Annotated in this window: 24 protein-coding genes; 13 read left to right on the top strand and 11 right to left on the bottom strand. The window is 61.2% G+C overall.

Going from position 1 to position 25,841, the window contains the following annotated elements; all coding sequences use genetic code 11:
- Positions 1-5: 5 nt before the first annotated feature.
- Positions 6-1,787: a GMC family oxidoreductase gene (locus AB1495_RS14975; RefSeq protein ID WP_074637145.1), complete on the bottom strand. Its 1,782-nt coding sequence runs from the start codon at positions 1,785-1,787 to the stop codon at positions 6-8.
- 3 nt (positions 1,788-1,790) lie between these two features.
- The gene (locus AB1495_RS14980; RefSeq protein ID WP_009824247.1) at positions 1,791-2,468 is read right to left on the bottom strand and encodes a gluconate 2-dehydrogenase subunit 3 family protein; all 678 of its coding nucleotides are present in this window, start codon (positions 2,466-2,468) and stop codon (positions 1,791-1,793) included.
- A 228-nt stretch (positions 2,469-2,696) separates the two neighbouring features.
- Here AB1495_RS14980 and AB1495_RS14985 point away from each other — a divergent pair, with 228 nt between their 5' ends.
- Positions 2,697-3,365, top strand: coding sequence for a L,D-transpeptidase (locus AB1495_RS14985; RefSeq protein ID WP_009824246.1), 669 nt, complete (start codon positions 2,697-2,699; stop codon positions 3,363-3,365).
- Between the two features lie 82 nt (positions 3,366-3,447).
- Here AB1495_RS14985 and AB1495_RS14990 read toward each other — a convergent pair whose 3' ends face one another.
- The 3 genes from AB1495_RS14990 to AB1495_RS15000 all read right to left on the bottom strand — a co-directional run bounded on the left by AB1495_RS14990 (position 3,448) and on the right by AB1495_RS15000 (position 4,869).
- Complete coding sequence (locus tag AB1495_RS14990; RefSeq protein WP_074637143.1) at positions 3,448-3,744, bottom strand: hypothetical protein; 297 nt, start codon at positions 3,742-3,744, stop codon at positions 3,448-3,450.
- A gap of 113 nt (positions 3,745-3,857) precedes the next feature.
- Entirely contained in the window at positions 3,858-4,349 is a 492-nt protein-coding gene (locus AB1495_RS14995; RefSeq protein WP_074637142.1) for an MgtC/SapB family protein, read from the bottom strand.
- 166 nt (positions 4,350-4,515) lie between these two features.
- Entirely contained in the window at positions 4,516-4,869 is a 354-nt protein-coding gene (locus AB1495_RS15000) for a PRC-barrel domain-containing protein (RefSeq protein ID WP_174226631.1), read from the bottom strand.
- Positions 4,870-5,086: 217 nt separating this feature from the next.
- Here AB1495_RS15000 and AB1495_RS15005 point away from each other — a divergent pair, with 217 nt between their 5' ends.
- Entirely contained in the window at positions 5,087-5,593 is a 507-nt protein-coding gene (locus AB1495_RS15005) for a superoxide dismutase family protein (protein ID WP_005848745.1), read from the top strand.
- A 138-nt stretch (positions 5,594-5,731) separates the two neighbouring features.
- A complete protein-coding gene (locus AB1495_RS15010; RefSeq protein ID WP_037941374.1) occupies positions 5,732-5,977 on the top strand; it encodes a DUF1289 domain-containing protein in 246 nt (81 codons plus the stop codon).
- Positions 5,978-6,021: 44 nt separating this feature from the next.
- Here AB1495_RS15010 and AB1495_RS15015 read toward each other — a convergent pair whose 3' ends face one another.
- Together AB1495_RS15015 and AB1495_RS15020 are read right to left on the bottom strand one after the other, a co-directional pair.
- On the bottom strand, positions 6,022-6,495 hold the full coding sequence (locus AB1495_RS15015; RefSeq protein WP_005848741.1) for a Dps family protein: 474 nt from the start codon (positions 6,493-6,495) through the stop codon (positions 6,022-6,024).
- 109 nt (positions 6,496-6,604) lie between these two features.
- Positions 6,605-7,039, bottom strand: coding sequence for a hypothetical protein (locus AB1495_RS15020; RefSeq protein WP_074637141.1), 435 nt, complete (start codon positions 7,037-7,039; stop codon positions 6,605-6,607).
- Positions 7,040-7,341: 302 nt separating this feature from the next.
- Between AB1495_RS15020 and AB1495_RS15025 the strand changes: the two genes are divergently transcribed.
- The 3 genes from AB1495_RS15025 to AB1495_RS15035 are packed head-to-tail and all read left to right on the top strand — an operon-like array spanning position 7,342 to position 11,667.
- Positions 7,342-9,435, top strand: a complete 2,094-nt coding sequence (locus AB1495_RS15025) for a TonB-dependent siderophore receptor (RefSeq protein WP_074637140.1) — start codon at positions 7,342-7,344, stop codon at positions 9,433-9,435.
- Positions 9,435-10,658, top strand: a complete 1,224-nt coding sequence (locus AB1495_RS15030; protein ID WP_074637139.1) for an MFS transporter — start codon at positions 9,435-9,437, stop codon at positions 10,656-10,658. The genes AB1495_RS15025 and AB1495_RS15030 overlap by 1 nt, the downstream gene beginning before the upstream one ends.
- Positions 10,651-11,667 carry a siderophore-interacting protein gene (locus tag AB1495_RS15035; RefSeq protein ID WP_074637137.1) on the top strand — a complete coding sequence of 339 codons (1,017 nt, stop codon included), beginning with the start codon at positions 10,651-10,653 and terminating at the stop codon, positions 11,665-11,667. Before AB1495_RS15030 ends, AB1495_RS15035 begins: the two co-directional genes overlap by 8 nt.
- 74 nt (positions 11,668-11,741) lie before the next feature.
- Here the strand turns inward: AB1495_RS15035 and AB1495_RS15040 are convergent, their stop codons facing one another.
- Both AB1495_RS15040 and AB1495_RS15045 read right to left on the bottom strand, forming a co-directional pair.
- On the bottom strand, positions 11,742-13,514 hold the full coding sequence (locus tag AB1495_RS15040) for a Hint domain-containing protein (protein ID WP_074637135.1): 1,773 nt from the start codon (positions 13,512-13,514) through the stop codon (positions 11,742-11,744).
- A gap of 397 nt (positions 13,515-13,911) precedes the next feature.
- Positions 13,912-14,661, bottom strand: coding sequence for a helix-turn-helix transcriptional regulator (locus AB1495_RS15045; RefSeq protein WP_074637133.1), 750 nt, complete (start codon positions 14,659-14,661; stop codon positions 13,912-13,914).
- A gap of 170 nt (positions 14,662-14,831) precedes the next feature.
- On the opposite strand from AB1495_RS15045, the gene AB1495_RS15050 reads away from it, so the two are divergent.
- From AB1495_RS15050 to AB1495_RS15075, 6 genes are all read left to right on the top strand, one after another.
- Entirely contained in the window at positions 14,832-15,710 is an 879-nt protein-coding gene (locus tag AB1495_RS15050; RefSeq protein ID WP_074637131.1) for a glycosyltransferase family 2 protein, read from the top strand.
- Between the two features lie 109 nt (positions 15,711-15,819).
- Positions 15,820-16,596, top strand: coding sequence for an enoyl-CoA hydratase-related protein (locus tag AB1495_RS15055; RefSeq protein WP_074637130.1), 777 nt, complete (start codon positions 15,820-15,822; stop codon positions 16,594-16,596).
- Between the two features lie 103 nt (positions 16,597-16,699).
- Positions 16,700-17,137, top strand: a complete 438-nt coding sequence (locus tag AB1495_RS15060) for an enoyl-CoA hydratase (RefSeq protein WP_074637129.1) — start codon at positions 16,700-16,702, stop codon at positions 17,135-17,137.
- Complete coding sequence (locus tag AB1495_RS15065; RefSeq protein WP_074637128.1) at positions 17,134-18,039, top strand: cation transporter; 906 nt, start codon at positions 17,134-17,136, stop codon at positions 18,037-18,039. Before AB1495_RS15060 ends, AB1495_RS15065 begins: the two co-directional genes overlap by 4 nt.
- A gap of 110 nt (positions 18,040-18,149) precedes the next feature.
- Positions 18,150-19,280 (top strand): efflux RND transporter periplasmic adaptor subunit, encoded by a 1,131-nt coding sequence (locus tag AB1495_RS15070; protein ID WP_074637126.1) that lies wholly within the window; start codon positions 18,150-18,152, stop codon positions 19,278-19,280.
- Positions 19,277-22,357: an efflux RND transporter permease subunit gene (locus AB1495_RS15075; protein WP_074637124.1), complete on the top strand. Its 3,081-nt coding sequence runs from the start codon at positions 19,277-19,279 to the stop codon at positions 22,355-22,357. Before AB1495_RS15070 ends, AB1495_RS15075 begins: the two co-directional genes overlap by 4 nt.
- 93 nt (positions 22,358-22,450) lie before the next feature.
- Here AB1495_RS15075 and AB1495_RS15080 read toward each other — a convergent pair whose 3' ends face one another.
- Both AB1495_RS15080 and AB1495_RS15085 read right to left on the bottom strand, forming a co-directional pair.
- Positions 22,451-23,098, bottom strand: coding sequence for an NAD(P)H-dependent oxidoreductase (locus tag AB1495_RS15080; protein WP_139283831.1), 648 nt, complete (start codon positions 23,096-23,098; stop codon positions 22,451-22,453).
- A gap of 123 nt (positions 23,099-23,221) precedes the next feature.
- The gene (locus tag AB1495_RS15085) at positions 23,222-24,772 is read right to left on the bottom strand and encodes an AMP-binding protein (protein ID WP_367581979.1); all 1,551 of its coding nucleotides are present in this window, start codon (positions 24,770-24,772) and stop codon (positions 23,222-23,224) included.
- 201 nt (positions 24,773-24,973) lie between these two features.
- On the opposite strand from AB1495_RS15085, the gene AB1495_RS15090 reads away from it, so the two are divergent.
- A complete protein-coding gene (locus AB1495_RS15090) occupies positions 24,974-25,840 on the top strand; it encodes a bile acid:sodium symporter family protein (protein WP_074637119.1) in 867 nt (288 codons plus the stop codon).
- The last annotated feature ends 1 nt before the right edge of the window (position 25,841 follow it).

Raw genomic sequence — 25,841 nt, forward strand, 5'->3', positions numbered from 1 at the left:
CTGCTTCAGGCGTCCATCAGTGGGCGCGGGTTGGCGATATAGTCGTTCTTCATGTGATCGAGCGTCCAATAGGCGACACCCATCAGCGGCCCCGTGGGGTTGTAGCCAAGGTTCTGCGGAAACAGCCCTGCGCCAAAGACAAAGACGTTGTGATGATCCCACATCTGGCCAAAGCGGTTCACGACGCTGGTGGTCGGGTCCGTGCCCATCACCGTGCCGCCGGTGTTATGGGTGGTCTGATAGGGCACGATGGAATAATCACTGCCCTCTGCCGCACGGTTGCTGGCGGAGGTGGATGTCACGTTATCCATATTGCGCGCGATCTCATGCGCCTTGCCCATCACATAGTCGGCCATGCGCCGGTCGTTTTCGGGGAAGTTGAAGGTCATCCGCAGCAGCGGGCGGCCATAGGCGTCTTTCCATGTTGGATCGAGGTCAAGGTAGTTATCGGGCGTCGCCATGGATGACCCGTGGACGGTCAGGCTGGCGTGGTGTAGGTAATTCTCGCGCACGGCACGTTTCCAGTCGGCGCCCCATGCGGGCGTGCCTTTTGGCGTGGGCTGGTAGTTGATCGGGCGGCCATTGGTCTGCGTGCAGGCGATATAGCCGCCGCCCAGAAACCCCAGATCGCTGTGATCAAAGTTGTCACCGTTGAAATCGTCGATCACCGTGCCAAGCGCCCCCGCCCCCATAAAGGGGTTGGTCACCACCTGATCATCGAAAAATACGTTCACACCCGCCATCGTCTGATAGGCATAGTTCCGCCCCACGGTGCCCGTGCGGGTTTTCGGGTCGTAGGGTTTGCCCAGACCGGAGACCAGCATCAGATGCACATTCCACAGGCCATAGGCATTCATGCAGACGATATCGGCGGGCTGGAACACCTCTTCGCCCGCGTCGGTCAGATAGGTGACGCCGGTGGCGGTCTTGCCGTCCTCTGACTTCTCGACCCGCAAGACTTGTGCCTGATAGCGGATCTCGAAATTCTCGTGGGATTTGATCTGGTCATAGACGCAGATGATCGGGTCGGCCTTGGCGTAGTAGCCGCAGCCGAAGCGTTCGCAAAAGCCGCAATAGGTGCAGGGATGCAGCTTGGCTCCGTAGGGGTTGGTGTATTCTTTAGTGGCGTTGGCGGCGGGCATGGGGAAAGGGTGATAGCCGAGCTTTTGCGCCGCCTCGCCGAATTTGGTGGGGCCGATGGGCTGGCGCATCGGCGGGTTGGGATAATCGGCGCTGCGCGGCCCTTCGAAGGGGTTGCCGCCTTCACGCGGGCCGTCTGCCATCTGGCCTGCTATACCGGAGGTGCCGCAGATTTTCTCGTAGAAATCGAAATGGGGTTCAAGCTCGTCATAGGTGACGCCCCAATCCTGCACATTCAGATCATCGGGAATGAAGTCGGCACCATAGCGGTTTTCGTAGTGGCTGCGCATTTCGAGGTCGGAGGGCAGGGGCCGCCAAAGCTGGCCGTTCCAGTGGATACCCGCGCCGCCAAGCCCGACACCGGGCAGGAACGACCCGAGCCTGCGCATCGGCAGCGCCTGCTGGCTGGCGTTGTTGCGGAAGGTCAGGGTCTCTTTGCGGGTGTTGATCATATGCGCGTGGTGCACCGCATATTTCAGTTCGTCATGTTCCTTGGGGGCGGCGAAATCATCGGCGTCGTGGCGGTAGGATCCGCGTTCCAGCACCACACAGCGTTTGCCAGCGTGGGCAAGTTCATATGCAGCTGTCAGACCCGTCCAACCGGCCCCGATGATGACCACATCTGTTTTCGCCAGCCGCCGTGCCATGATCTACCTTTCCCAGTTGAAGTCGCTTGTGCCCGGTTGATGCCCGATGCCCATAGGGGGCTGCCGGTAGGGGCGATTGTGGGCGTCGACCGTGTCGGTGAAATAGCCGAAGGCCCCGGGGAAGCCGACCATATGCCAACCGGCATAGCCCTTGTTGCCGCCATAGATCGGGTCGGCAAAATAGCCCTGGTTCGTCAGGGCGTGGAGTTCGGTAAAGAAGGTTTTGGCCCCGACACGACCGGCAAGCGCGGGCCTATCCTCGGACAGGCCGGTCATCAGCTGGTCGAGCGCGGATTGCGGTTGTCCGTCAAGCGGGCCGATGACGGTCTGCATCGCCGCCAGCCCCTCGCGCCAGAGCTCGGCGGGGCGTAGGGGAGATTGGTAGCCTTGCTCGGGCGTGCCTTGGGGGTGGGGCCCGTCCATATACAGGTGTTCCCCGCGCCCGTATCCGCCCGCAAGTTGCAGGTCGATGAAATCGACCACGCCGGCCTGACTGGCCGAGGGGAAATCATCCTGCGGGATCAGCGTGTCACACAGCAGTGCGAGGCTTCGGGCCTCGGGATCGGTCAGGAAGGTGAAGGGGGTGCCATCAAGGGCGGCAAAGGCATGGCGCGGGAGGGACGCAAGGCCGACTGCGGCACCGAAGCCGAATAGAACTGATCGTCTGGAATACGTTGGCATACGAAACCCAAATGATTGGTCATTTGTCTAAATAACGCCCGCGTGAGCGAGATGTTCCGCAGTTTTGCAAAAAATTTTGGCGAAACTAGTCGTGGCGTTTCTGGTGGGGGCGGTCTAGTTTGCGCGGGCCGAAACAAACTCACACAGCCATGTGACTGGTTCTTGGGAACTGGGTCGCGCGATTGGGGGTTACATCGTCAAGCACTAACTAAATAGGAGCGTGCACGCATGCTGACCAAACGCCATTTTATCACCAGCTCCGCTGCCGCGTTGTTCTCTGCCCCTCTGGCCCCCAGTCTCGCCGCCGCTGCGACGACAGACAAGTCGATGTGGGACGCATGGGATGCGCAGGTAACGCCAGCGGGCTACGATCCTGCAACGACGAACCCCTGGGGCGTCGCGCCCCGCTTTCTGCCCCAACTGGTAGAGGCGAACCCCGGTCTGACGCCGGGCGATATCCACGTCGATGCGGTCGCGCGGTATCTGTATCACATTCAGGACAATGGCACGGCTATGCGCTATGGCGTGGCGATTGCGCGGGGTAACCTGTACGAGCCCGGCACCTATTCGATCAAGCGCAAGGCGAAATGGCCAACCTGGACGCCGACGCAGAACATGATCCGCCGCGATCCCGAGCTTTATGAACAACACGCCGATGGGATGGACGCAGGCCCGCAGAACCCCTTGGGGTCACGCGCGCTGTATCTTTTCGTCGGTAACCGCGACACCTATCTGCGCATCCACGGGTCGCCTAACCCGCAATCGATCGGCGGGCGTGCAAGCTCTGGCTGCGTGCGGATGATCATGGCGCATATCAACGATCTGTACGAGAACGTGAACACCGGATCGCGCGCGGTCCTGTACCCGCCGGAAGAGCTGGTGACGGCTGCGACCTAAGTCCCGACCTTTGCACACATGAAAAGGCCGCCCGAAGCGAGATGCTTCGGGCGGCCTTTTTACGTCAAGACGCGGGGCGCGATTAGCCCGCCGCAGCTGCGGCGATCGTTTGGCTGCAGATCGGGCGGCCGTTGTCGGCGCGCAGGGGCAGGAAGGTGGTTTCGACCGGCCCGCGGTAGCGATAGACGTAGCACCCGTTGCTGGGGTCGATCTTAACCGCGGTCAGATCCTGGTTCTTGGCAGCCACCAAGCGCACCCCTTCGGGCAGCTCGGTGAAAAACCCTTGGTCGTTGGTCATCTTGTCAGTGGTGGTCTGTACATCCGCACAAGCAGCCAGTGCCAATACGGCACAGCCTGCAATCCAAACCCGAACGCTCATCGTGATATTCCTCATATGAATTTGCTATGCAGCTAGGGTATTTCGCCGGAGTTGTAAAACAAGGGCGCGTGTTTCTGGGTCACAAACTGTTGCATTGCTGCCGATGGCCGCGGCTAGTCGTGCTCTTCATAGGTGCCCGCGTGTTTTTCTAGCTTGCGCACCAGCGCGATGATGATCAGCGCGAGGATCACGGTCATGCCCGCGATCGTCCATTCGCCCAAGCCGCAGGCCACGCCAACGGCGGCGGCGACCCACATGCTGGCCCCCGTTGTCAGGCCGCGCACCTTGCCTTGGGAAAAGACGATCAGCCCCGCGGCAAGGAAAGCGACGCCGCTGGTCACCGCCTCGATGATACGCAGGGGGTCCATCCGGATGGTGTCGCCGAATTCGGCGCTGCGGGCGAGCAGGGCGAGGGTCAGCAGGCAGTAGATGCACGACGCGAGGCCGATCAGCATATGCGTGCGCAGACCCGCAGGCCGTTTGGAGGTTTCGCGTTCAAGCCCGATCAGCCCGCAGAATACCACCGTCGCAAGGGTGCGGGCCACAACGACCGACAGGGGCAGGCTGGGGGCGAGGGCGAATTCGTTCAGCAGATCCTCCCACATCAGCGTGTCTCCTGCGCGCAAGACGGGTGCGGGAGAGGGGGGCAGGGGGCGGAACTGGGCATAGGGGCAATCCGGTCTCTTGAAAGCTATTGGTCTGGATGTAGGGCAGTGACAGAAAAAGACCGCCCCCGATGTGGGGACGGTCTGCGTCGTTAACTTCTGTGGATCAGATCCAGTAGTTCGGCACCATATAGTGTTCGTGGGTCCGGCGTTCCCATTCGCGGTCTGTCACCCAACCGTCGCTGCGGGTTGGTGCGCCTTTGACCTGCTCTTCGGTGATGTCGGTCACGAAGCCTTCTTTGGTGGTGTCGTATTCAAGCTTGCCCCACGGCACGGGGTGGTGATCCTCGCCCAGGCCCAGAAACCCGCCAAAGCCCATCACGGCATAGGCGACCTTGCCGGATTGCTTATCGATCATCAGGTGATCAATGGACCCGATATGCGTGCCGTCGCGGCTGTAAACAGTCGTACCATTCACGTCAGAGGAAGATACGAGGCTAGAATGTGATGTCGCAGTCATGTCGAAACTCTCCTGTGTTGTGGTTACCTGTAGTTGAAACGATAGAGACGGCGCGGCGGTTCCGCGTCCGTCGAGGGGCGGCTAACTTCTGCCGATGGGCGTTGTTTTGCCGTGGGGGCACGGGGGCTTGGAACTTTGGGTAAATGCGGCGGGTTGGTCTTTGACCAATCGACCACAGCTGGCCGGTTCAAACCCAAGCATGAAAAGGGAGATTCCAATGAAATTCGCACTCACCACCGCCGTGGCCTGCGGGCTGATGACAAGCGCCGCTTTCGCCGCCGAGACGACTGCGCCGGTTATGGATGCCGAGGGCGCAGAGGTCGGAACCGTGACGGTTCAGGATACCGAGTCCGGCGTGGCGCTGGCAAAACTGTCGCTGTCCAACCTGCCCGCAGGGGGCATTGCGGTGCATTTGCATGAAACCGGTGATTGTTCGGGCGACGGGTTCAAATCCGCTGGCGGACATATCGCGGGGGACCGCGAGCATGGCGTGTTGACCGCCGGTGGCCCACACCCCGGAGATATGCCGAATGTCACGGTGGGCAGTGATGGCACCGTAGAGCAGGAAGTGTTCCTACCGTTCCTGAATGTCGAAGAGCATCTGATGGATGACGACGGCGCTGCCTTTGTTATCCACGGCGGGCAGGACGATTACAGCTCGCAACCTTCAGGCGATGCGGGCGACCGGATTGCCTGCGGTGTCTTTGGTGCTGATCCCGCCTGATCCCCCTTCGGCAAACGATGATTTGAACGACCAAGGCCGCGCCCCCACTGGCGCGGCCTTGCTTTTGCTGGCATAGGCTACCGCTGGCACCCTGCGCGGGCAGGGGGCAAACCGCCGGATCAATCAGCAAGGTTTCCCATGGCAAAAACACCCAGCCCCTGTATCGACGTGTGCAAGTTCAAACGCGAAGGCCATTGCATCGGGTGTTCGATGACCAAGGCGCAGAAATCCATGTTCAAGTCGCTGAAGAAAGAAAGCCACCGCGTGGGCTTTATCCAGATGCTGACCGCACAACAGGAACGTCTGGGCAAATACGGCCATTGGGATCTGGCCTATCGCAAGAAGCTGGCAAAACGCAAAATCGCGGCCGAGAAGCTTCTCTAGCCGCGATTTGATTTGGGTGCTGACGGGATCAGCGGGCGGGCTATTTAGCCTGCGAGGTGTGCGCGCAGGAACCACGCGAATTTCTCGTGCTCTGTCCCGCGTGCGATACACAGATCTTCTGTCAGCGTGTCGCCATGGTCGGCGGCCAATTGGCCCGCGCCCGCGATGGTGGAGGCCAGCGTTTCCTGCGCTTCCATCATGATGCGGATCATTTCCTTGTCGTTGGCGTGGCCATCATGTTCGTTGATCTTGGACCGCTTCAGCATGCCTGCAAGCATCCCTTCGGCATGGACATCAAGGGCGCGAATACGCTCTGCCAGATCATCCTGCGCGACAAAGTGGTCTTCGTAGATCTTCTGGAACAGGTCGTGCAGCGGGCCGAAACCCATACCTTTTACGTTCCAGTGAAAGTTTTGCGCCAGCATTGTCGTCACGGCGGTTTCCGCAACGCATTGGTTCAATGCATCGGCGATTGCTGTTTTTGCATCGGTTGTCAAAGCAGCTGCTGTCTGGTTCATTTTCTCGTCCCCAAGTGATTAAAATTCTGACTGGCTGGCACGGTACTAGCTTGCTGTCCATTCAACATAGACACCAAAAACGGTTTGCCAAGGTCTTTTTGGAATTATTCTAAACTTGAGAAAACTGCTCGGAAATCTGGCCAAGAAGATAGCCGATATAGCGTCGGTCCGCAGGGGCCACGCGCGACTTGATCAGGAAGTTGAGACTGGCGGGATCGTCCTCGCGGATGCTGGTGAGGCAGCGCAGGATCCATGCTTCGTCAAACGATAGCGTGTCTGTGCCCGGCGCGAACCAGACGACCTTGCGCTGGATCGCATTCGGCAGACATTTGATCAGCGTATCCACAAATGTGCGTTTCGCGTCCTCGCCATCAAGGCTGAGCAGGGCGCAGGCTTCGTAAAGATCCGTGCGCGCGGCGACGCGACAGGCCATCGCCGACATCCGCAAATGGGTCAGCGCGGCGCGTTGTTCGGGGGTGATACGGGGGGCGGGAGCCTGTGCGTCGTCGCGGTCGAGGATCGGAAGGGTCGCCAAAGATGCCATATCAAGAGAAGTCCATACATGGGGCAGGGGTCGGGCCTGTCCGGTTGAATATCTTACTTTATTTATAGGGTATAAGCGTCGCGCCGACAAGGGGGAGTATTTTAGTGGGGTATTTGAAAATATTATGTAAATACATGGGTGTAGGCAGGATGCCGCTTGTGGCGACCAAGTTTGTGACGCAGCGGCTTGCTCCGGCGCGCTGACCTGATTAGGTCTCGCGCAAGTGAATACCTTACTATTTCAGTTTGACAATAGCCGCGGGGCGGTTCATTTCCGACTAAAACAGTAAGGGACAGAATTCCATGCAAATTTCAAGGATTGCCTTGGTGGCCGCGCTGGCCGCATCACACCCCGCCTATGCGCAGGAGGCGGATACGCTTGATCTGGGGACGCTCACGCTTGAGGCGGAAAGCGATGCGACGCTGCTGCAAAACGGGTACGTGGCCGAATCGGGGCGTCAGGCCACGCGCGTAGACACCCCCATCCGTGACATCCCCCAAGCGATCAGCACCGTCGGGCAGGACCAGATCGAAGATCAGGAGCCGCGCACGCTGCTGGACGCGTTGGGTTATACCTCGGGGACGAATGTCACCAACTTCGGTTTCGACTCGCGCTATGACGCTGTCTATCTGCGCGGTTTCTCGGCCTATTATGACGGGTTGTTCCGCGATGGCCTGCGTCAGGTGAACGGGCCGTCGGCGTGGTTCCAGAACCACCCCTACACGTTCGAGGGGGTTTCCGTCCTGAAGGGGCCATCGTCGTCGATGTATGGCGTCAGCGGTGCGGGCGGTCTGGTAAACATCATCTCCAAACGCCCCAAGGACGACGCCTATAACGAGCTCAAGCTGACCTTTGGCACCGACAGCCGTAAAGAGCTGGCGTTTGATTTCACCGGCCCCGTCGGCACCGACGGACGGCTCAGCTATCGTCTGACCGGTGTGGCGCGGGATGCGGATACGCCGCTGCCGGGCTATAGCGACGATCTGGCGCTGCTGGCCCCGTCCTTTACCTATCAGTTGACGGACCGGACCAAGATCACCGTGCTGACAGAATATTCTGAATCAACACGCGGCGGTACGGCGTCTTACTACAACCCGTCGCAGGGCGAAGCGTCTGATATCTATGTCGGCGATCCTGATTATAATGACTTTGTGAACGAACAATGGCGTGTCGGCTACGAGCTTGAGCACGAGATGGACAATGGCGTGACCCTGCGCCAAAACCTGCGGTATTCCGAAGTGGATGCGGATCTTGAGTTCAGCGGCATCTATGCGGCGGGCACGGGGTTCGGGCGTTACTGGGGCCATTACCTTGAGAATTCCGAGAATTTCTCGGTCGATACCTATGCCGAGGGGCACTTCTCTACCGGTGCGTTTGACCACACGGTTGTGGCCGGTTTCGATTATACGCAGTCGTCCTATGATGCCTATTATGGCGGTGTCGGCTATGTCTCTGCTGCCGACACGGACGCGGTGGATCAGCCCTATTCCAACGGTCAGGAAATGTACCAGTATGGCGTCTATGTGCACGACCAGCTGAGCTCCGGCCCCTGGACGATGTTCCTGAGCGGTCGTTACGACTGGGTCGACATGACCACCTTTGATGCCAATCAGAACGGCACCGATACATCGCACAACGGGTTCTCGGGTCGTGTCGGTCTGAGCTATGCGTTCAACACCGACCTGTCGGTCTATGCCAATGTGTCGAGCTCTTTCGTGCCGACCACAGGGCTGGTCTATGACGACAGCACCGACCCCAACAGCGGCCGTTCGGCAGAGCCGACACGCGGGCTGCAAAAGGAAGTGGGCGTCAAATACCAGCTGCCGGGGACGGAAAGCCTGATCACCGCGTCACTGTTTGACATCCGTCAAGAGGACGGGGTTGTCTTCCAGACGGTTGATCCGGCGACGTTCAATGGCTTGAACCAGGTGCAGGTGCCCTATGACCTGCGGTCGCGCGGGCTGGAGATTGAAGGCCAGTTCAACTTTGCCAATGGTCTGCGCGTGACCAGCGCCTATACCTATCTGGATATGGAGATCGAGGCAGGGTCCACCGGCACCGTGGGCAACCAGCTGTCGGCCACACCGCATCACACCGCATCGATCTGGGGCTTTTACGAGCCGCAAAGCGGGGCGTTCAAGGGCTTTGGCTTCGGCGCGGGTCTGCGCTATGTCGGCGAAAGCTATGGCAACGATGCAAATACCTACAAGAACGATGCCGAGGTCTTTGCCGATCTGTCGATGTCCTATGATTTCGGTGAAGTCGGCTATGACGGGCTGAGCGCGCAGATCAACGTCAAGAACGTCTTTGACAACACAGACCAGACCTGTAGCGCGGACTATTGCTATCGCTACGAAGGGCGCACGGCCACGGCCAGCGTCAGCTACCGCTTCTGATGGCGCGGCTTGGAGGAACTTGGGGTGTCGTCGGCGCGATCGGCGGCATCTATATCGCGCAAAGCGTCATTGCGGGCGTCACATGGTCCGGGCTGCCGGGGGTGTTGCGCGCGCAGAACCTGCCGCTGGACCAGATCGGGTTGATCTCGGTGCTGGTGCTGCCTTGGGCGCTCAAGTTCCTTTGGGCCCCGAGGGTTGAACGGTTCCGCCTGCCCGACGGCGGGCGGGACCGGTCGGTCACGATTGTAACATTGGGCGCTGCGGTGGTGATCGCGGCGCTTTTCGTGGTGGGGCTGATCGGCCCGTCGCCGGTGCTGCCTGTTTTGGCGGTGTTGATGGTGGCGGCCTTTGCGACGGCCACGGTCGATATTGCCTGCGACGGCTATGCCGTGGCGGCGTTGAAGGAGACGCAATACGGCTGGGGCAACGCGGCGCAGGTGGGCGGTGCCTATCTGGGGGCTGCGATCGGCGGGGGCGTGTTCCTGATCCTCGTGGACCGCGCCGGATGGCTGGTGGGCGCATGGGGGATGGCGGCGGTGATTGCTGTGCTCTGCGTCCCCTTTGCGATCATCGCGCGGGCGAAAACCGCGCAGGCGCGACCGCATCAACCGCGGCTTAGAACCGCCTTGGCCCGCGCCGAGGTGCGTCAGGGTTTGCTGGTCGCGGCGCTTTATGTCGTGGCGCAGAAAACCGCGATGGGGATGTTCGGGCCTTACTTTATCGATGCGGGCTATGATCTGGGTCAGCTTGGACTGCTCAGCGGGGTCGGCAGCCTGACCTTGGGCTTTGCGGGGGCGATGGCCGGTGGCGCGGTGGTGCGCCGTTTCGGCACCCGCGTGGTGCTGGCAGGTGCGGTGGCGCTTCAGGCGCTGATCCTCGGGGTGGTTGGCCTGTCGGCGGCGGGTGGCGTTTTCGCCGCCGCGACGGTGGCCCCGATTGCGATGGTCAGCAGCGCGGCCGTCATGGCCTTTGGTTTCGTCGCCCTTTACGGGCAGTTCATGAACTGGTCCGACCCGCGGCAGGGCGGCGTCGATTTTACCTTGTTCCAATGTATGGATGCGGCGGTGAGCATGGTCTCGGGCATGGTCGCCGGGGTCATCGCCGAGCATCTTGGTTACGGTATCTTTTTTGGTGTGGCCTGTGCCGTCTCGCTTGCGGCATTGCCGCTGATCTGGCGGGTCTCGGGGCAGCGCGCACCGCAACAGGGGGTGGCCCATGTCTGATCACACTGCACAAACCGAATTGCCCGGCGTCAACTTCGCCGCCCTGCGACAGGCCACCTTGGCCGAAGCGGCAGAGCATGACCTGCACGTCGAACAGGATGGGGCGCAGGGGATTGTCCTGGGCACCTATTATGGGCGGATCGCCTTTGCCCCGTCCGGTGCCCATTGCAGGGCCGAGATATCGACCGCGCGCGCCGATTTTCTGCAGACGTTGAAGGACAGTCTGGTGGATCAGATCGGCAGCGTCATGCCCGATGCGGCGCAGGCGATCCGCTGGTCGGATGGTGTACGTCAGGGTGCCTTGCCCGATAACGCACGGTTGATGACGGTGCAGCACCGCGAGATGTTGGACTGCGGGTTTATGCGGGTCACGCTGGCGGGCGATGTGGCGCGGTTCTCTGACAGTGCGATCCATTTCCGCCTTGGCATCGCGCAACCGGGCAAGACCCCCCAATGGCCCCGCATCGGAGAGAACGGGGCAACCGTCTGGCCCAAGGGTGAACACAAGCTGCATCTGCCGGTCTATACCGCGCGGCGGGTGGATCGGGAAAACGGGCTGCTGGTGTTTGATCTGTTTATTCACGAAGGTGGGCGCACCACCGATTGGGCGCGCAGCGTTGAACTGGGGACGCAGATCCTTGTCACCGGACCGGGGGGCGGCGGCTGTACGATCACGGGGCCGGTGTTCGGATTTGCCGATGATACCGCCTTTCCGGCCATCGCCCGTATCATGGAGGCGAACCCCGATCTGACCGGGCGCATCATGCTGTATCCATCGCATGTAGATGCCGCACATTATCCGCTGCCAAAGCACTCCGGTCTGGAGGTTATCATCGCCAGCGAGGCCGAGCGTCCCACGATGGGGCAGGCGGCCTGCGACGCGGTTTCATCTGCGGCGGACGGGTTTTTATGGTTCGCGGGGCAAAAGGCGATGGCGACGCAGGTGCGCAAGACGTGGAAAGAGCATGGCGGCGCGGCCGATCGGTGCTATATCTCGGCCTTTTGGTAACGCGCAGTCATTGAGACAAAAAAGGCAGCCCATGAAAGGGCTGCCTTTTCGTTACTTGCACCGGATGGCGCGCCTTACGCGGCGCTGGCGGATACCAGCAGTTGCGCCTCATGCGCGCGCAGGGACCGGCGCGCGGCGACAAAGTTGGACATGCCGTCAGCCGCATCGAGTTCGGGGAACAGCGACAGGATCTCGCTGCGCTGTTCGGACTGGATGCCGGCCATCGAATGTGCCCCCGGCTGGAAGCTTTCGGCCCATGTCCCGTCCGCAAACACGACTTCGTGGTTGTCAAACAGCATGTGGATGTAGCTGACCTTGTCCGGCGTGACAGTGTCGACCCCATCGAGCCCGACCAGATGTTTCGCCGCGACCAGAACTTCGCGTTCGCTGAACATCACCTCGGCCGTCTCAGAGGCGACAAGCATGCGGTGGTTCGGGCTGACCATCATATCGCGCTGCGGCACGCCTTCGCCAAAGGCACCGGCCTTGATCCGAACGGGGTTGAAGCCGGGGGTGCGCAGCAGGTTGTCGCGCCCCAGATTGCGGCGACCCACCCAGCGAACCGGCTGCAGGCCGTTGTCACGGGTGACGACCAGATCGCCGACCTTGATCTGCTGCACCGGGATCTCGCCGCGTCGCGTGGCAATGGTGGTGCCGGGGGTGAAGCAGATCACGACCTCTTCGATCTCGGAATAGGTTGTGGTGCCGGTCACGTTGCCGTCGGCATCGCGGAATTCGATGGTGCCGGATTCAGGGCCCGTTTTGGTCAGCGTGTACTGCGACCGATCCAGCCCGCTGAGGTTCAGAACGTCGACATCTGTTCCGTCGGCATCTTCGCCGCCTACGATGGTGTGATCACCGCCCGAGGTAAAGTTGAACAGGTCGGAGCCTTGCCCACCTTCGGCGCGGTCATCGCCGCCGCCCGAGGTGATGGTATCCTGCCCGTCGCCGCCTTCGATCTGATCGTCGCCTTCGCCACCGTCAAGGCTGTCGTTTCCGCCCTGACCAAAGATCGTGTCGTCGCCTTCGCCGCCCTGAATGGTGTCATTGCCCGCTTCGATCGGGGTCACAACGGCGTCGTCAATCAGGTCGCCCGAGAGGGTGAAGCCCGACTGTGTGGAACGGGTTTCAAGCGTGAACTCGATGAACTCGCGGTTCTCGAACTGGCCCGAGAACCACGCATCCTGATCGTCGGGGGAGTTCGCCTCGGTCCCCGCTGCGGTCACGGTGCCATCGGCATTGGTGACATTCAACGACGTGTCATCGCTGGTCGCGAAGGAGGTGAAGCTGTTGGTGTCCAGCGTCACGGATTCCTGATCGCCGGGGTTGTTGCGATCGAGATCGTTGAAGGTTGCTGTCGCGTTCAGGGCGATAGGCTGGAGTGTTTCGCGATCGTAAAATTCGAGCCTAAACGTTGCTGTTTCACCCTCGAAGCGTGAGCTACCACCGCGACCTGAATTAAGCAGTATTTCGGAACCGTTGCCGCCTGTAAGGTCGATTGGCATATCGTCGTTTGTTGTGCTGACCAGTACGAGTCGGCCAACAACCGACCGACCGTCTTCTAGCGTGGCGACATTTAGGTAGATCGCAGAATCGCCCGGCTCGGCGTTGTTTTCGGTGCCTCGGTATGCATTGCCCGATGACAGGTTGATAGGCGAAGCGTCGTTGCCCGGTGCCGTACCGACGCCTGCATCGCCATACAGCAGGTCATCGCCCGCGCCACCGTCGATCCGATCGTCGCCGCCTTCGCCGGACACGCGGTCGTCCCCTGCGCCGGCATCAATCCGATCGTCTTCTGCCGTCCCTTGAAGGGTGTCTGTCCCCGTCGTGCCGTTGATCGCTGCCATTGTCGTCTGCTCCGCGTGATTTCTGCAAGAAACCACGGTCCGAAGTCGGCAAAGGTTTCGCAAATCGTAAAAAACTGGTGGTCTTTTTATCGCGGTCTTCGCGTGTGGCAACGGATTTGACGGCTTTGTGATAAGTTGACGTGGCGACCCTCTCGCGTCAGTTGTGGGCGGCGTGGTGGTTCACGTTTTACGACCAGTGAATACAAAATGGGGGCGGCATTACTGCCACCCCGCGCTTTGGTCTAAGAATTACTTGCGAAGCAATGCCAGCATGACGAGAAAAGGCAGCGTGAATATGCCCTATCTCACCGGCTTGCTTGGAGAAAATCGTGATGCCGTTCTATGCGCCCTACCTGCCAGTAACCCAAGGGTAGATCAAGCGGGGGAAAACCCCCATCTACGGTTGGATTAGCCCTAAAACCAGTGATTTGGCGACCGCATGATCGCGTGTGCTGGCCCGCAGCTTTTCTTTCGCGCCCTTGATGTGTTTCTCGAAGGTTTTTTCGCTGATCTTGAGGGTCCAGCAGATCTCGGCCGGGCGCAGACCGATGGCAAGATAGCTGAGGCAGTCACGCTCGCGCGGGGTGAGGTTGACCAGCACGCTCATGTGATCGCGGCGGATGCCTTCATCCATCGCAAAGGACAAACGTCGTAACGCGCTGCGATGCTCTTGCCAGTAAAGATCGAATTCGCGGTCGCTGCGTATCTCGCTCACCCAAAGACCGATGCCGGAGATGGCCTGACCCGCGGGCGTGCGGTTCAGCGCGAAAGACGCACCGAACTGCATGCCGATGTCATTCTCAAGCTCGGATTGCATCTGTTGCGGCTCGGTCGCGTGGTCCAGCAGGCTGGCGTCATTCCACAGCACCTCTTTCGTACCATTGGCGATCAACTCGACCGAGATATCGTCATCCACCAGCGCCTGTTCCTCGACCGCGGTGACCCAGTCTTGGGGGTAGGTGTGGCGAAAGAAACCGGCTTGGGTAAACCCGCGCACGGTCGCGTCACTGGCGTAAGGGATGATGCCATAGCCGATGCCGGTGACGCCCAGATCGGCGAAGGTTTGGGTGCAGCTGTCCCAAAACGCAACATCGCCCGTGCCCGCTTTCGCGGCACCTGCCAAATCTATCAGCTTTTCCAATGACATGTTCGCCCCCCGGCCTGAGCAACATAATGGCAACGGTGTCGCCAAAAAGCAACATAAAATATGGCTGGAACAAGGCGTTCACCCTTTTGCGTAAGGGAATTCGAAGGCGTCAGGCCGGTGCATGACAAAATACCCTGTTCGGAAAATCGCAAAGCGCGTAAAAGGACACCATGAATATTTGCGCGATCACAATGGTTTACAAAGACTACTGGGCGCTGTCACAGTGGTACGCGCATTACGGGCGTATGCTGGGGTTTGATAACCTCTATATCGTCGCCCACGGGGCCGACGCCAAGGTCGCCAGCCTTTGCCCGCGTGCGACCGTGATCACCGTGCCCCGCGAAACGCTGGAAGGGTTCGACCGGCGCCGCGGGCAAGTGTTGAACAGTTTTGCCGATGGGCTGGCCGTGTCTTTCGACTGGGTGATCCGCACCGATGCGGACGAGCTGATCTGTTATGATCCCGCACTATATTCGTCACTGCACGCGGTGTTAGAGACGGCATCGGCAAAGTCGATGTTCGCGCTTGGTCTTAATGTGGCAGAGACCTTGGAGGATGATGTGCTCGCAGAAGGGCAAATGGCTCTTGGCCATCGGCGCACAGCGGTGTTCTCGGGGCACTACAGCAAGGCATGGGTGACCAAACGCGGCACGGGGCTGTGGCGCCACGGCATATGGGTCGGGCCCAAGCGCATTGAAACGGCGGTGTTTGACCTGCCGCGCGGTGTCTACTTGATGCACCTGAAATACGCCAATATCGACGCGTTAGAGACGGCAAACCAGCATCGGGTCGATGTGGGGAACATGCCGGGGCGCGGCTTGCCCGGTGCCGCGTGGAAAGAGGCGGACCAGACGGCGGCACGGTTCTATGCCCGATTGGCGGGATTTCGCGACGAGACATGGGAGGTCGCGCGCGATCACGCCTATGCCACGATCAGCGCGGAGCCGGTGCGCGACACCAAAGAAAACGTGCTGCGGGCGAAATCGACAGTGTTCGAGCAGCGGGTGACCTTGCCGGAGTGGGTCGCCGCGACGTTTGGCGATACCTGATCAGTGAGCCTTCGACGCTGCGGGTTCCGGTGATGGCGCCTTTACCATGCCCTGTTCCCGTGGTGGGATACCCCGACACAGACCGTAGAATGCGTGGGAGGAGAGCAGGATGACGGATAAGATCAAGGTCGAACGGCACGGGCCGGTGACAGTGCTGCGGCTCGATGATGCCGAGACGATGAACGCGCTGACCTCTGCCATGGCGCTAGAGCTGCGTGACCTGCTGCAACACGAAGCACAGACAGCGCGGGCGATTGTCTTGGCGGGGTCGCCGCGCGCGTTCTCGGCGGGGGCGAACCTCAAGCAGGGGACGATCGAAAGTGGCAAAGAGCTTGACGCGGGTGCCGCGCTTGAAAATGCCTACAACCCGTTGATGATGACGCTTCGCGATCTGCCGGTGCCCGTGGTCTCTGCCGTGCAGGGGGCGGTCGCGGGTGTGGGCGCGTCGATTGCGCTGGCCTGTGATGTGATTGTCGCCGGTCGTGATGCCTATTTCCTTGAAGCCTTTGCGCGGATCGGGCTGATCCCCGATGGCGGGGCGACGTGGTTGCTGACACGCGCCGTGGGCCGCGTGCGCGCGATGGAGATGATGCTGCTGGCCGAGAAAATTCCCGCGCCGACGGCGTTTGACTGGGGGCTGGTGACGCGGCTGGTCGAGAATGACGCGGTTGACGCCACCGCGCTTGAGATCGCGATCAAACTGGCGAACGGGCCGGTGCGCAGCCTTGCCTTGATCCGCAAAGCCGCGTGGAGCGCTGCCGACACTGATTTTGACACCGCATTGGCGAACGAGCGCAAATGGCAGAAGGAAGCGGGGAATACCCCCGACTTCAAAGAGGGCGTGGCCGCGTTCCTCGAAAAACGGGCACCCCGCTTTAACGGGTGATCTGTTGTCGAAGGGGGCTGTGACCCCTCTGGTTCCTGCGGGTGTCGGTCCCGCGGGAACGAAATCATGATCTGTGCAGTTGTCGCCCTGAAGGGTTTTGATCATGTACCGCCACCTCATCGCCGCTGCTCTTTTGGTCGTTCTGGCTGCCTGCCAGTTACCGAAAGACCCCGAAAACACCACTGATACCGTGCAAGGTGCCGTGCTGAAGGTCGGCGCGTTGCAAGATCCTTTGCCGGATCAAGACCTGCAGGCGGTAACGTTGATCGCCGCGGCACTGGATGCCCAGATCGAATGGCATCGCGAGAACCCGCACCAGATGCTTGATGCGCTTGAGGGGGGTGATCTGCATCTGCTGGCGGGCGGGATACCGAAAGATTCACCGCTGACAGAGCATACGGGCATGACCAACCCCATCGGATATGTGACCGTCGGGGCCGACCGTCCCGAACGGGTCTTGCTGTTGCGGCGCGGCGAGAACCGGTTTCTCATGCGGTCCAATATGGCGCTGCGTCCGCTGACGCGGGAGGCGCAGGAATGAACCGCTACCCCCCGCTGCCGCAAGAGATCGCCGACAAAATCGCGAAAGCGCGTCGGCTGGAATGGTGGACGCTGTTCTGGCTGGTCACGATCATTTTCGTGATGTTTCTGGTCATGGGATCAAGTCAGGCGATGCAGGCGGCGTGGATCGAAGACACGTTATCGCTGTTGCCGCCGATCCTGTTCCTGATCGCCGCGCGGCTTGAACGGATGCCGCCAAGCCCGAAGTATCCCTTTGGCCTGCACCGCATTGGCACCCTGGCCTTTGCCCTCTCGGCGGCGGCGCTGACCTTGATGGGCGGTTATCTGGTGTATGACGCGGTGGTCACGTTGGTGCGGCAGGAACATCCCACCATCGGCAGTATCGAACTGTTTGGCACCGAGATCTGGATGGGCTGGTTGATGGTGGCGGCATTGGTCTATTCGATCATCCCGCCAGTGATCTTGGGGCGCAGGAAGCTGGCCATCGCGCCCGACATTCAGGACAAGGTGTTGCATGCGGATGCTGACATGAACGCCGCAGACTGGAAGACCGGCGTTGCGGGTATTCTGGGCATCATCGGTATCTCGATGGGGTTCTGGTGGGCCGATGCCGTGGCTGCGGGGTTGATCGGGTTGGACGTGCTGAAAGACGGTGGGCGCAATCTGCGTATCTCGGTCGCGGAGCTGTTGGACGGTGCGCCGCGCAAGCTTGGCTCTGCCGAGCGTCAAGATCTGGCGGATCGTGTTCAGAAAGGCATGGACGGCGCGCCCGTCGTCAAGCTGCGCGAGGCCGGACGCTATCTGCACGTGGTGATCGGTGACGACGACGAATTGCTGCCCGATGCGACGCGCGCGAAAGAGCTGGTTGGCGAGGATGACGCCTGGCGCGTGGTCACCCTGAGCGTGAAGCCCGAAAACTAGGCTGCCCCAGGACCGTTGGATTTTTTTCTACATTTATTCGCGTTTTCAGCGACGGAATTTTCAGGGCCCACGTTAAATGGCTTAATGACCTGATCTGGATAGTTGGAATAATGCGGAAATTTGTGAGTTTGCTGGTGGCCGTCGGGCTTTTGTTCGGGGCTTATGCCATCACCTTTGGCCTGCCCGGCACGGATGCCACAAGCGAGGCGGCGCAGCCTCAATCCGCGGCGGGTGGGCGCCCTGCAGGTGGCCCCCCTGGGGGCGGGCGTGCTCGGGGGGCGACGTCGGTGGTGACGACCGCGCTGGAACAACGCCCCTACGAGGTGACTTTATACGCGACCGGCACAGCATCCTCTTTGCGCAGTGCGGATGTGGTGACTGAAACCGCCGGTACAGTGGTCGAAACCCGGCTGACTGCGAACCGCGACGTTGAACAGGGCGAAGTCCTTGTGCGGTTGGATGCGCGGACCCAAGAGCTGAACCTTGAAATCGCGCGCGCCAATTTGCAGCAGGCGACCGATACGGTCGACCGCTATGACCGGCTGCGGGCCGGTGGCAACTCTACCATCACCGATGTCGCACAGTCAGAGGCGCGGGTGGCGCAGCAACTGGCCGATGCCGAAGTGGGTCTGGCCGAAGTCGCGCTGGAAGACCGCACCATTCGCGCGCCCATTTCGGGGCGTCTGGGGCTTAGCGAGGTTGAGGTCGGCGATATCCTTGGCGCGAATGACGTGATTGCAACGATTGACCAGACCGAAACGCTGGTGGTCGAATTCGAACTGCCCGAACGCGCCATTGGCGTGCTGGGGCAGGCGCATGAGGTGCTGGTCTCTACCTCTGCCTTTGTCGGTCGGTCGATCACCGGAGAGATCCTGTCATTCGACAGCCGGATCGATGCGGTCACGCGCTCGGTCACGGTGAAGGCCAAGAGCGACAATGCGCAACGCATCCTCTGGCCGGGCATGACCTTTGCGGTGCGCCTGCTGCATGAAAGCGAACCGCTGCCGGTCTTGCCGTCGACCGCGGTGACGTGGTCGCGTACGGGTGCGGCGGTTTGGGTCGATGACGGCGGGACGGCGGTGCGGGTGCCGATCACGATCCTTTACCGTAAAAACGAATTCGTCTGGGTCGAGGCCGACATCGCCGATGGCGCAATGGTCGTGACCGAAGGCGCGCAAAAACTGCGGGACGGGGCGAAAATCACCGCGGTCGGTGCCGAGACTGAAAAGGCACCGTCATGAGCGATACCCCTGCAAAGCCCCGTGGCGGGCTCGCCGATCTATTCGTCTCGCGGCCGATTTTCGGGATCGTCATCAACCTGCTGATCCTGATCGCAGGTCTGGCGGCGCTTGTGGCTGTCGACGTGCGGGAAATGCCCGACGTTGACCAGCCGGTTCTATCCGTGCGCACCACCTATGAAGGCGCGGTGCCCGCAACCGTCGACCGTGAGGTGACGCAGGTCCTTGAGGATGCCCTGAGCGCGCTTGAGGGGTTATCCTATATGGAATCCACCTCGACCACGGGGTCGAGCCGGATCACCATTGATCTGTCCGAAGGCACCGATGTCGATGTCGCGGCAAATGAGGCGCGCGAGATCGTTTCGTCCACATTGCGCGACCTGCCCGATGATATCGAGGATGATCCGACCGTGACCAAAAGCGACAGCAACGCGGATGCGATCATCCGGCTGGCGCTCATGGGCGACGCGAGCCTTGATGCGTTGACCGAGCTGGCCGAGGGCGTCGTCTATGACCGGCTGTCCACCATTGACGGCATTGCAGAGGTCACCCTGCGCGGCGAGCAACCCAACGAGTTCCGCGTGACGCTTGATATGCCCGCGCTGCTTAGTCGGGGGATGACCCTGTTCGATGTCTCTGACGCGCTGGCAGCGCTGCGCGATGACACGCCGCTGGGATCGCTGGATTCAGATGCGCAAACCTTGGCGCTGCGGGTCGGCAACGCGAATGTCACCGTTGATACCGTGGGCCAGATCCCGATTGATGCGAATACGCGCGTTTCTGACGTGGCGTTCGTGCGGCTGCTGCCGGAAGAGGACGCCGTGCTGACCCGCGTGAACGGGCAAACCGCCGTCGGCATGGACATCACGCGGCAATCCGTGGGCAACACGCTGTCGATCTCGGAAGATGTGGCCGTTGCGGTGACTGATCTGCAATCGGCGCTGCCCGACGGCGTTCGGCTTTTCGTGACCTCTGACGACGGGACATTCATCAGGGGATCCTTGACCGAGGTGATGAAATCCATCGCTTTGGCGACGGGGATTGTGGTTGTGGTGATCTTTGCCTTTCTACGTTCCCCCCGTGCGGTGATGATCCCGGCGGTGACCATTCCGGTGTCGCTGGTGGGCACGGTCGCCGCGATCTGGCTGACGGGGTTCTCGGTCAATACCATCAGCCTGCTGGCGCTGGTGCTGGCGACGGGGATGGTGGTGGATGACGCGATTGTCGTGATCGAGAATATCGTGCGCAAACGTAAACAGGGGATGGGGGCCTTTGCTGCCGCCGCGGCGGGCACGAACGAGGTGTTCTTTGCCGTCATCTCTACCACCGCGACGCTGGCGGCGGTGTTTATCCCGATCTCTTTCCTGCCCGGTCAGGCCGGTGGGGTGTTCAGCGAATTCGGCTTTGTGCTGGCCTTTGCTGTCACGCTGTCGTCCATCACCGCGCTGACGCTGGCACCGGTTCTGGCGGCCTTTCTTGATCCGGGGAAATCCGCGCTCGAGGCAACGGCAAAGCCGCAAGGCTGGGCCGGGCGGATGTTTGACACGGTGATGGACAAAGCCATTCGCATGCCGTTGGTGGTGCTGGGGGCGGCGGGGGCCTTTGTGATCGTGGCGGCGGGGGCGGCGGGCACTTTGCCTTCTGCCATCACGCCCGACGAGGATCGCGGGTTCTTTCTGGTACAGGCGCGCGGCGCCTCTGACACCACGATCGACTACCTTGATACCCAGGTTGATCAGATCGAAGAGATCCTGACCCCCTATCAGGAAAGCGGCGAGGTCACCTCGGTTCAAAGCATCGTTGGCGTCGGCGGTGGCACCAGCGCCTTCATCATCGTGCGGCTCGATGACTGGAGCAATCGTGACCGCAGCCAATCCGCACTGGTCGCCGAGATCAGCGGCAAGCTGGCGCGGGTGCCCGGCGTTCAGGCCAGTGCGCGGGGGACCAACAGCCTCAATATCCGCGGCGGCGGGCAGGGCTTGCAATTCGCGGTGACGGGCAAGGACATCGCGGCGATGACCACGGCAACCGAGGCTTTGGTCGCGGCGATGGCGCAGGATGAGGCGTTTTTGAACCCGCAACTTTCCAACGACGCGGTGCAGGCGCAATACGAGGTCCGCGTTGATCCCGAAATGGCGAGCGTCTTTGGCCTGACAGAGGCCGAGATCACCCAGACCATCGGCGCAATGACCCAAGGCAAGGTCGCCGTCACCGTCTTTGCGGACGAGATCGAGACGGATGTGAATGTCGTCCCCGGTGGCCCGCCGATTGATGACCCGTCTGATCTTGATAACATCCAGCTGCAGTTGCCGGGGGGTGCCTATGTGCCCCTGTCCGCGGCGGCAGAGCTGGTGCCCGTGGTCAGTCAATCTACGCTGGAACGGCAGGGCGGGTCGCTGGCGGTGTCGGCGCAGGCGAACCTGAACGACGGTATCGATCTTAGCGTCGCGATGACCCGTCTGACGGCGATTGCTGATAGCGTGCTGCCCGACGGGATGGGGATCATCTTTACCGGCGAGGCGGCGACACTGAGCGACAGCCAGACAGAGATGTATATGGTGTTCGGCGTCGCGTTGGTGGTGGTCTTCCTTGTGCTGGCCGCGCAGTTCGAAAGCATCGCCAGCGCTGTCGTCATCATGCTGACCGTGCCCTTTGGTCTGGCGGCGGCGCTTTTCGCGATCTCGCTCAGCGGTGGATCGTTGAACTACTACAGTCAGATCGGGCTGGTGATGCTGATCGGGGTGATGGCGAAGAATGGTATCCTGATCGTCGAATTTGCCAACCAGTTGCGCGAGGCGGGGCAGGATATCGACAGCGCCATCCGGGACGCGCTGCGTCTGCGGATCCGTCCGGTGATGATGACGATGGTATCGACCGTCTTTGGCGGCTTGCCGTTGATCCTGACCTCGGGGGCGGGGGCCGAAGCGCGCATCGCCGTGGGCTGGGTGATCGTGGGCGGGCTTGGGTTTGCCACCATCTTCACCCTGTTCCTCACGCCAGTCTTCTACCGCTATGTGGCGGTCTGGGGGGCAGAGCCGGGGATGGCATCAAAACGTCTGACCCGCGAGGCGGCGGTCTGACGAAAACCGCGGGGCCGGTCGCAAAGAACCGGCCCCGCGTTGGTCTGCTTCTGGCGGTGCGAGACGGGTGTTCGCCCCTTCGCCCCGCAGCAATCAGTCGATATGGGTGACCAGCGTTTCCGCCGACTTGCGTACCTTTTTCATCGGGGCCAGCCAGTCGGATTCCGCGTCGCGGTAGCCCAGAGGCAGCAGGATCACCGACCGCAGGCCGCGCTCTTTAAGGCCCAGAATCTCGTCTACCTTCGCTGGGTCGAAACCCTCCATCGGGGTGCTGTCGACCTCTTGTTCAGCGGCGGCAACCAGTGCCACCCCAAGCGCGATATAGGCCTGACGCGCGGCATGGGCGTAGTTTACCTCGGCATCGCGGGGCAGGTAGTTGTTTTTCAGGTTCTCGTAATAGGCGCTGAGCAAGGGCAGGTCGCCACGGGCTTCGACATTCAGATCGGTGACCGCGTCTATGCGGTCTTTGGTGTAGTTATCCCACGCCGCGAACACCAGCAGATGTGACCCTTCGGTGATCTGGGTCTGGTCGCTGGCGGCTTTCTGGATCTGCGCCAGCTTGTCGGAGTTGGTCACGACCAGCAGCTCGAAGGGCTGGGTGCCGCTTGAGGTGGGGGTCATGCGGATGGCTTCGACGATGGTGTCGACTTTGTCCTGAGGGACTTTCTTGGACGGGTCCATCTTCTTGGTCGCATAGCGCCAGTTCAACTGCTCTAATAGGGTGCTGGTCATCGTGATCATCCTGTTTTTGGCCCCTCGGGGCGGCGTGTGTACCGGCGCGATGTAGGAATCCCCGCGCCCCAACACAAGGAGACCGGCGCACTTCGCACCGGTCCCTGTTGGTGTTGGGGCGTCAGGTCAGGGTCAGATCGACCGGCCCGCCCCGTCCCAGTAGGGCGCGCGCAGGCGGGGTTTGAAGATCTTGCCGCTGTCTTCGCGGGGCAGGGCCTCGTGGAAATCGACAATCCGTGGCGCTTTGAATCGGGCCAGTTTGCCGTCAAGGAAATCCAGCACCTTCTGTTTGTCGGCGCTGTGCCCATCGGCCAGTTCAACCGCCGCGACGATCTGTTCGCCAAATTCGGGGTCAGGCGCGCCAAAGACGGCGACATCGCGGATGAAAGGCGCGCGCATCAGCACCGCTTCGATCTCGGCGGGAAAGATATTGGCCCCGCCCGAGATGATCATGTCTTTCTTGCGATCCGTGATGAACAGGAACCCGTCCTCATCCACCGATCCCAGATCCCCGACAGAGAAATGCCCGTGCTTTTCAGCCGAGGCGCGGCTTTCGGGATCGTTGGAATAGTCGAACCCGCCGAAGGCATCCATGCGGGCATAAATCTCGCCCACCTGACCGGCGGGCAGCTCGTTCCCATCGGGGTCAAGGATCAACAGCGTGCCGCCCATCTGCATCCGCCCTGCGGTACCGGGCCGTGCCAAAGCGTCTGCCGAGGATACCATCGTCATAAACCCGATCTCTGTCGCGCCGTAGCTTTCCCAGAACACCGGCCCCCACCAGTCGATCATCGCTACTTTCAGGTCATGTGGCCAGGGTGACCCCGTCGAGACGCAGAATTCCACCGAGGACAGGTCATATTTCGCCTTCACCTCTTGGGGGAGCTTCAGCATCCGGCTCATCATGGTGGGGACCAGATAGATATGGGTAATGCGCTGAGCCTCGATCGTGGCGAGGAAGCTTTCGGGATCGAACTTGGGCGCGACAAAGGTCGATACGCCCGGGGTGACCAGCGCGGCAGAGGTCAGCGTTGATGGTGCCGAGTGATAGATCGGCGCGGCCGTAAAGAACCGCGAGCCGGGTTTGAGCTGCAACATCTCGGTGCCTACGCGCGAAAGCACCTCTTCAAAGTCGCGCTTGGGCCCGCCTCCCAAACGCCGCACGCCCTTCGGCTTGCCGGTCGAGCCCGAGGTATAGCGCATCAGCGGGCGCATCATCTCGCGCGGGGTGATGGGGTCGGCGGCATCTACCAGCGCGGACCATTCCGGTGTCTCGGGGTCGGTCTTTGCGGCGGCGTCATCAATGCCATAGGCTTGACGCAGCGCGGTATCAGGGGTGACCGCGATGACCGTGCGCCCTTCGAGGGCGGGGCGCAGCGCGTCGATCAGGTCACGGTGGATGATCACGAACTGGGCGCCGCTGTCGTCGCAAATGGCGCCGGCCTCTTCTGCGGCGGCGTGCCAGTTCTGCGCCACGATGACCGTGCCGGCCATGGCCGCAGCGCGCATGACCTCGAGCTGGGTCAGATCGTTGCGCATGATCAGCGCCACAGGCACATCCGCCCCCGCCCCCAGACGCGTCAGCGCCGCAGCACCCTGCGCCGCGCGCTGTTCAAACGCCTCTCGTGCAAGCTTGCGATCAAAATCCGCAATCACCGTATCCGACATTAGATGTACTCCCATCGTGCCAATGCCCACCCGCCACTTTCGGGCGCGCAGGTTGTTTCGTTCCCTTATGCTAAGGTAACCTTACTTTGGGGAAGGGTCCATCGGGGGCCCGTGCGCGACGTTACGGCAGAGCGGATTTCTCTTAGGTGAATCGGCACTTGACGGCTATACCGGAAATATATTCTGTTTTTCACAGATGTCTTGGGAGGGATAATCGTGGACATACTGATTTCGGTCGTCTTGCCGCTTGGCTTGGCGTTTATCATGTTTACCTTGGGTGTCGGGCTGACACCTGCGGATTTCGCCCGTGTCGGGCAGCGGCCGCTCGCTTTTTTCATCGGGGCGCTGAACCAGAGCATCCTGCTGCCGCTCGTGACCTTTATCTGTGTGCTGGCCTTCGGCATCCGCGCGGAAATGGCCGTGGGCTTCATGATCTTGGCGGCCTGCCCCGGTGGGGTGACCAGCAATGTGATCTCGAAGCTGGCGAAAGGGGATGTGGCGCTGTCGGTGTCGCTGACGGCGGTGATCAGCCTTGCCAGTGTGGTGACCGTGCCGCTGATTTTGGGCCTGTCGATGGGATATTTCATGGGCGATGCCGCGCCCGAGATCGACATCACCAAAACCGCGGTCACCATGTTTGCCCTGACGGTGGTGCCTGTCACGCTTGGCTTGGGCGCGCGGGCGATGGCCCCTGCCGCGATGACCCGGGCGGAGCCTAAGCTGAGCGCGGTGGCGACGATCCTGTTTGCGGCGATCGTGCTGGCGGCGCTGGCGGCGAATTGGGCGCTGTTTGTGGAAAATATCGTGGTGATCGGGCCCGCGCTGCTGGTCTTGCTGGCCGCGCTGACCACCATCGGCTTTGCCGTGCCGCGGCTGCTTGGCCGGTCGGTGACCGAGGCCAAGACCATCTCGGTCGAGACGGGGGTGCAGAACAGTACCCTGGGGATCGCCGTTGCCGCGATCATTGTCGGCGGCGAGGGTGGGTTCACCGCCTATGCGCTGCCGTCGGCTGTTTACGGTATCCTGATGTATCTGATCATCCTGCCCGTCGTTTTGAAATACCGCCGCATCGGCACAGCGTAAG

Source organism: Sulfitobacter pontiacus (assembly GCF_040790665.1).
Taxonomy (GTDB): domain Bacteria; phylum Pseudomonadota; class Alphaproteobacteria; order Rhodobacterales; family Rhodobacteraceae; genus Sulfitobacter; species Sulfitobacter pontiacus.

Bases quoted from the DNA above. Each gene is read 5' to 3' on its own strand.
- AB1495_RS15080 (WP_139283831.1), bottom strand. From the start codon at position 23,098: ATGATCACGATGACCAGCACCCTATTAGAGCAGTTGAACTGGCGCTAT.
- AB1495_RS14985 (WP_009824246.1), top strand. From the start codon at position 2,697: ATGCTGACCAAACGCCATTTTATCACCAGCTCCGCTGCCGCGTTGTTC.
- AB1495_RS15085 (WP_367581979.1), bottom strand. From the start codon at position 24,772: ATGGGAGTACATCTAATGTCGGATACGGTGATTGCGGATTTTGATCGC.
- AB1495_RS15040 (WP_074637135.1), bottom strand. From the start codon at position 13,514: ATGGCAGCGATCAACGGCACGACGGGGACAGACACCCTTCAAGGGACG.
- AB1495_RS14980 (WP_009824247.1), bottom strand. From the start codon at position 2,468: ATGCCAACGTATTCCAGACGATCAGTTCTATTCGGCTTCGGTGCCGCA.
- AB1495_RS15015 (WP_005848741.1), bottom strand. From the start codon at position 6,495: ATGAACCAGACAGCAGCTGCTTTGACAACCGATGCAAAAACAGCAATC.
- AB1495_RS14975 (WP_074637145.1), bottom strand. From the start codon at position 1,787: ATGGCACGGCGGCTGGCGAAAACAGATGTGGTCATCATCGGGGCCGGT.
- AB1495_RS15065 (WP_074637128.1), top strand. From the start codon at position 17,134: ATGAACCGCTACCCCCCGCTGCCGCAAGAGATCGCCGACAAAATCGCG.
- AB1495_RS14995 (WP_074637142.1), bottom strand. From the start codon at position 4,349: ATGTGGGAGGATCTGCTGAACGAATTCGCCCTCGCCCCCAGCCTGCCC.
- AB1495_RS15010 (WP_037941374.1), top strand. From the start codon at position 5,732: ATGGCAAAAACACCCAGCCCCTGTATCGACGTGTGCAAGTTCAAACGC.
- AB1495_RS15025 (WP_074637140.1), top strand. From the start codon at position 7,342: ATGCAAATTTCAAGGATTGCCTTGGTGGCCGCGCTGGCCGCATCACAC.
- AB1495_RS15000 (WP_174226631.1), bottom strand. From the start codon at position 4,869: ATGACTGCGACATCACATTCTAGCCTCGTATCTTCCTCTGACGTGAAT.
- AB1495_RS15045 (WP_074637133.1), bottom strand. From the start codon at position 14,661: ATGTCATTGGAAAAGCTGATAGATTTGGCAGGTGCCGCGAAAGCGGGC.
- AB1495_RS15005 (WP_005848745.1), top strand. From the start codon at position 5,087: ATGAAATTCGCACTCACCACCGCCGTGGCCTGCGGGCTGATGACAAGC.
- AB1495_RS15050 (WP_074637131.1), top strand. From the start codon at position 14,832: ATGAATATTTGCGCGATCACAATGGTTTACAAAGACTACTGGGCGCTG.
- AB1495_RS15060 (WP_074637129.1), top strand. From the start codon at position 16,700: ATGTACCGCCACCTCATCGCCGCTGCTCTTTTGGTCGTTCTGGCTGCC.
- AB1495_RS15020 (WP_074637141.1), bottom strand. From the start codon at position 7,039: ATGGCATCTTTGGCGACCCTTCCGATCCTCGACCGCGACGACGCACAG.
- AB1495_RS15055 (WP_074637130.1), top strand. From the start codon at position 15,820: ATGACGGATAAGATCAAGGTCGAACGGCACGGGCCGGTGACAGTGCTG.
- AB1495_RS15075 (WP_074637124.1), top strand. From the start codon at position 19,277: ATGAGCGATACCCCTGCAAAGCCCCGTGGCGGGCTCGCCGATCTATTC.
- AB1495_RS15030 (WP_074637139.1), top strand. From the start codon at position 9,435: ATGGCGCGGCTTGGAGGAACTTGGGGTGTCGTCGGCGCGATCGGCGGC.
- AB1495_RS14990 (WP_074637143.1), bottom strand. From the start codon at position 3,744: ATGAGCGTTCGGGTTTGGATTGCAGGCTGTGCCGTATTGGCACTGGCT.
- AB1495_RS15070 (WP_074637126.1), top strand. From the start codon at position 18,150: ATGCGGAAATTTGTGAGTTTGCTGGTGGCCGTCGGGCTTTTGTTCGGG.
- AB1495_RS15035 (WP_074637137.1), top strand. From the start codon at position 10,651: ATGTCTGATCACACTGCACAAACCGAATTGCCCGGCGTCAACTTCGCC.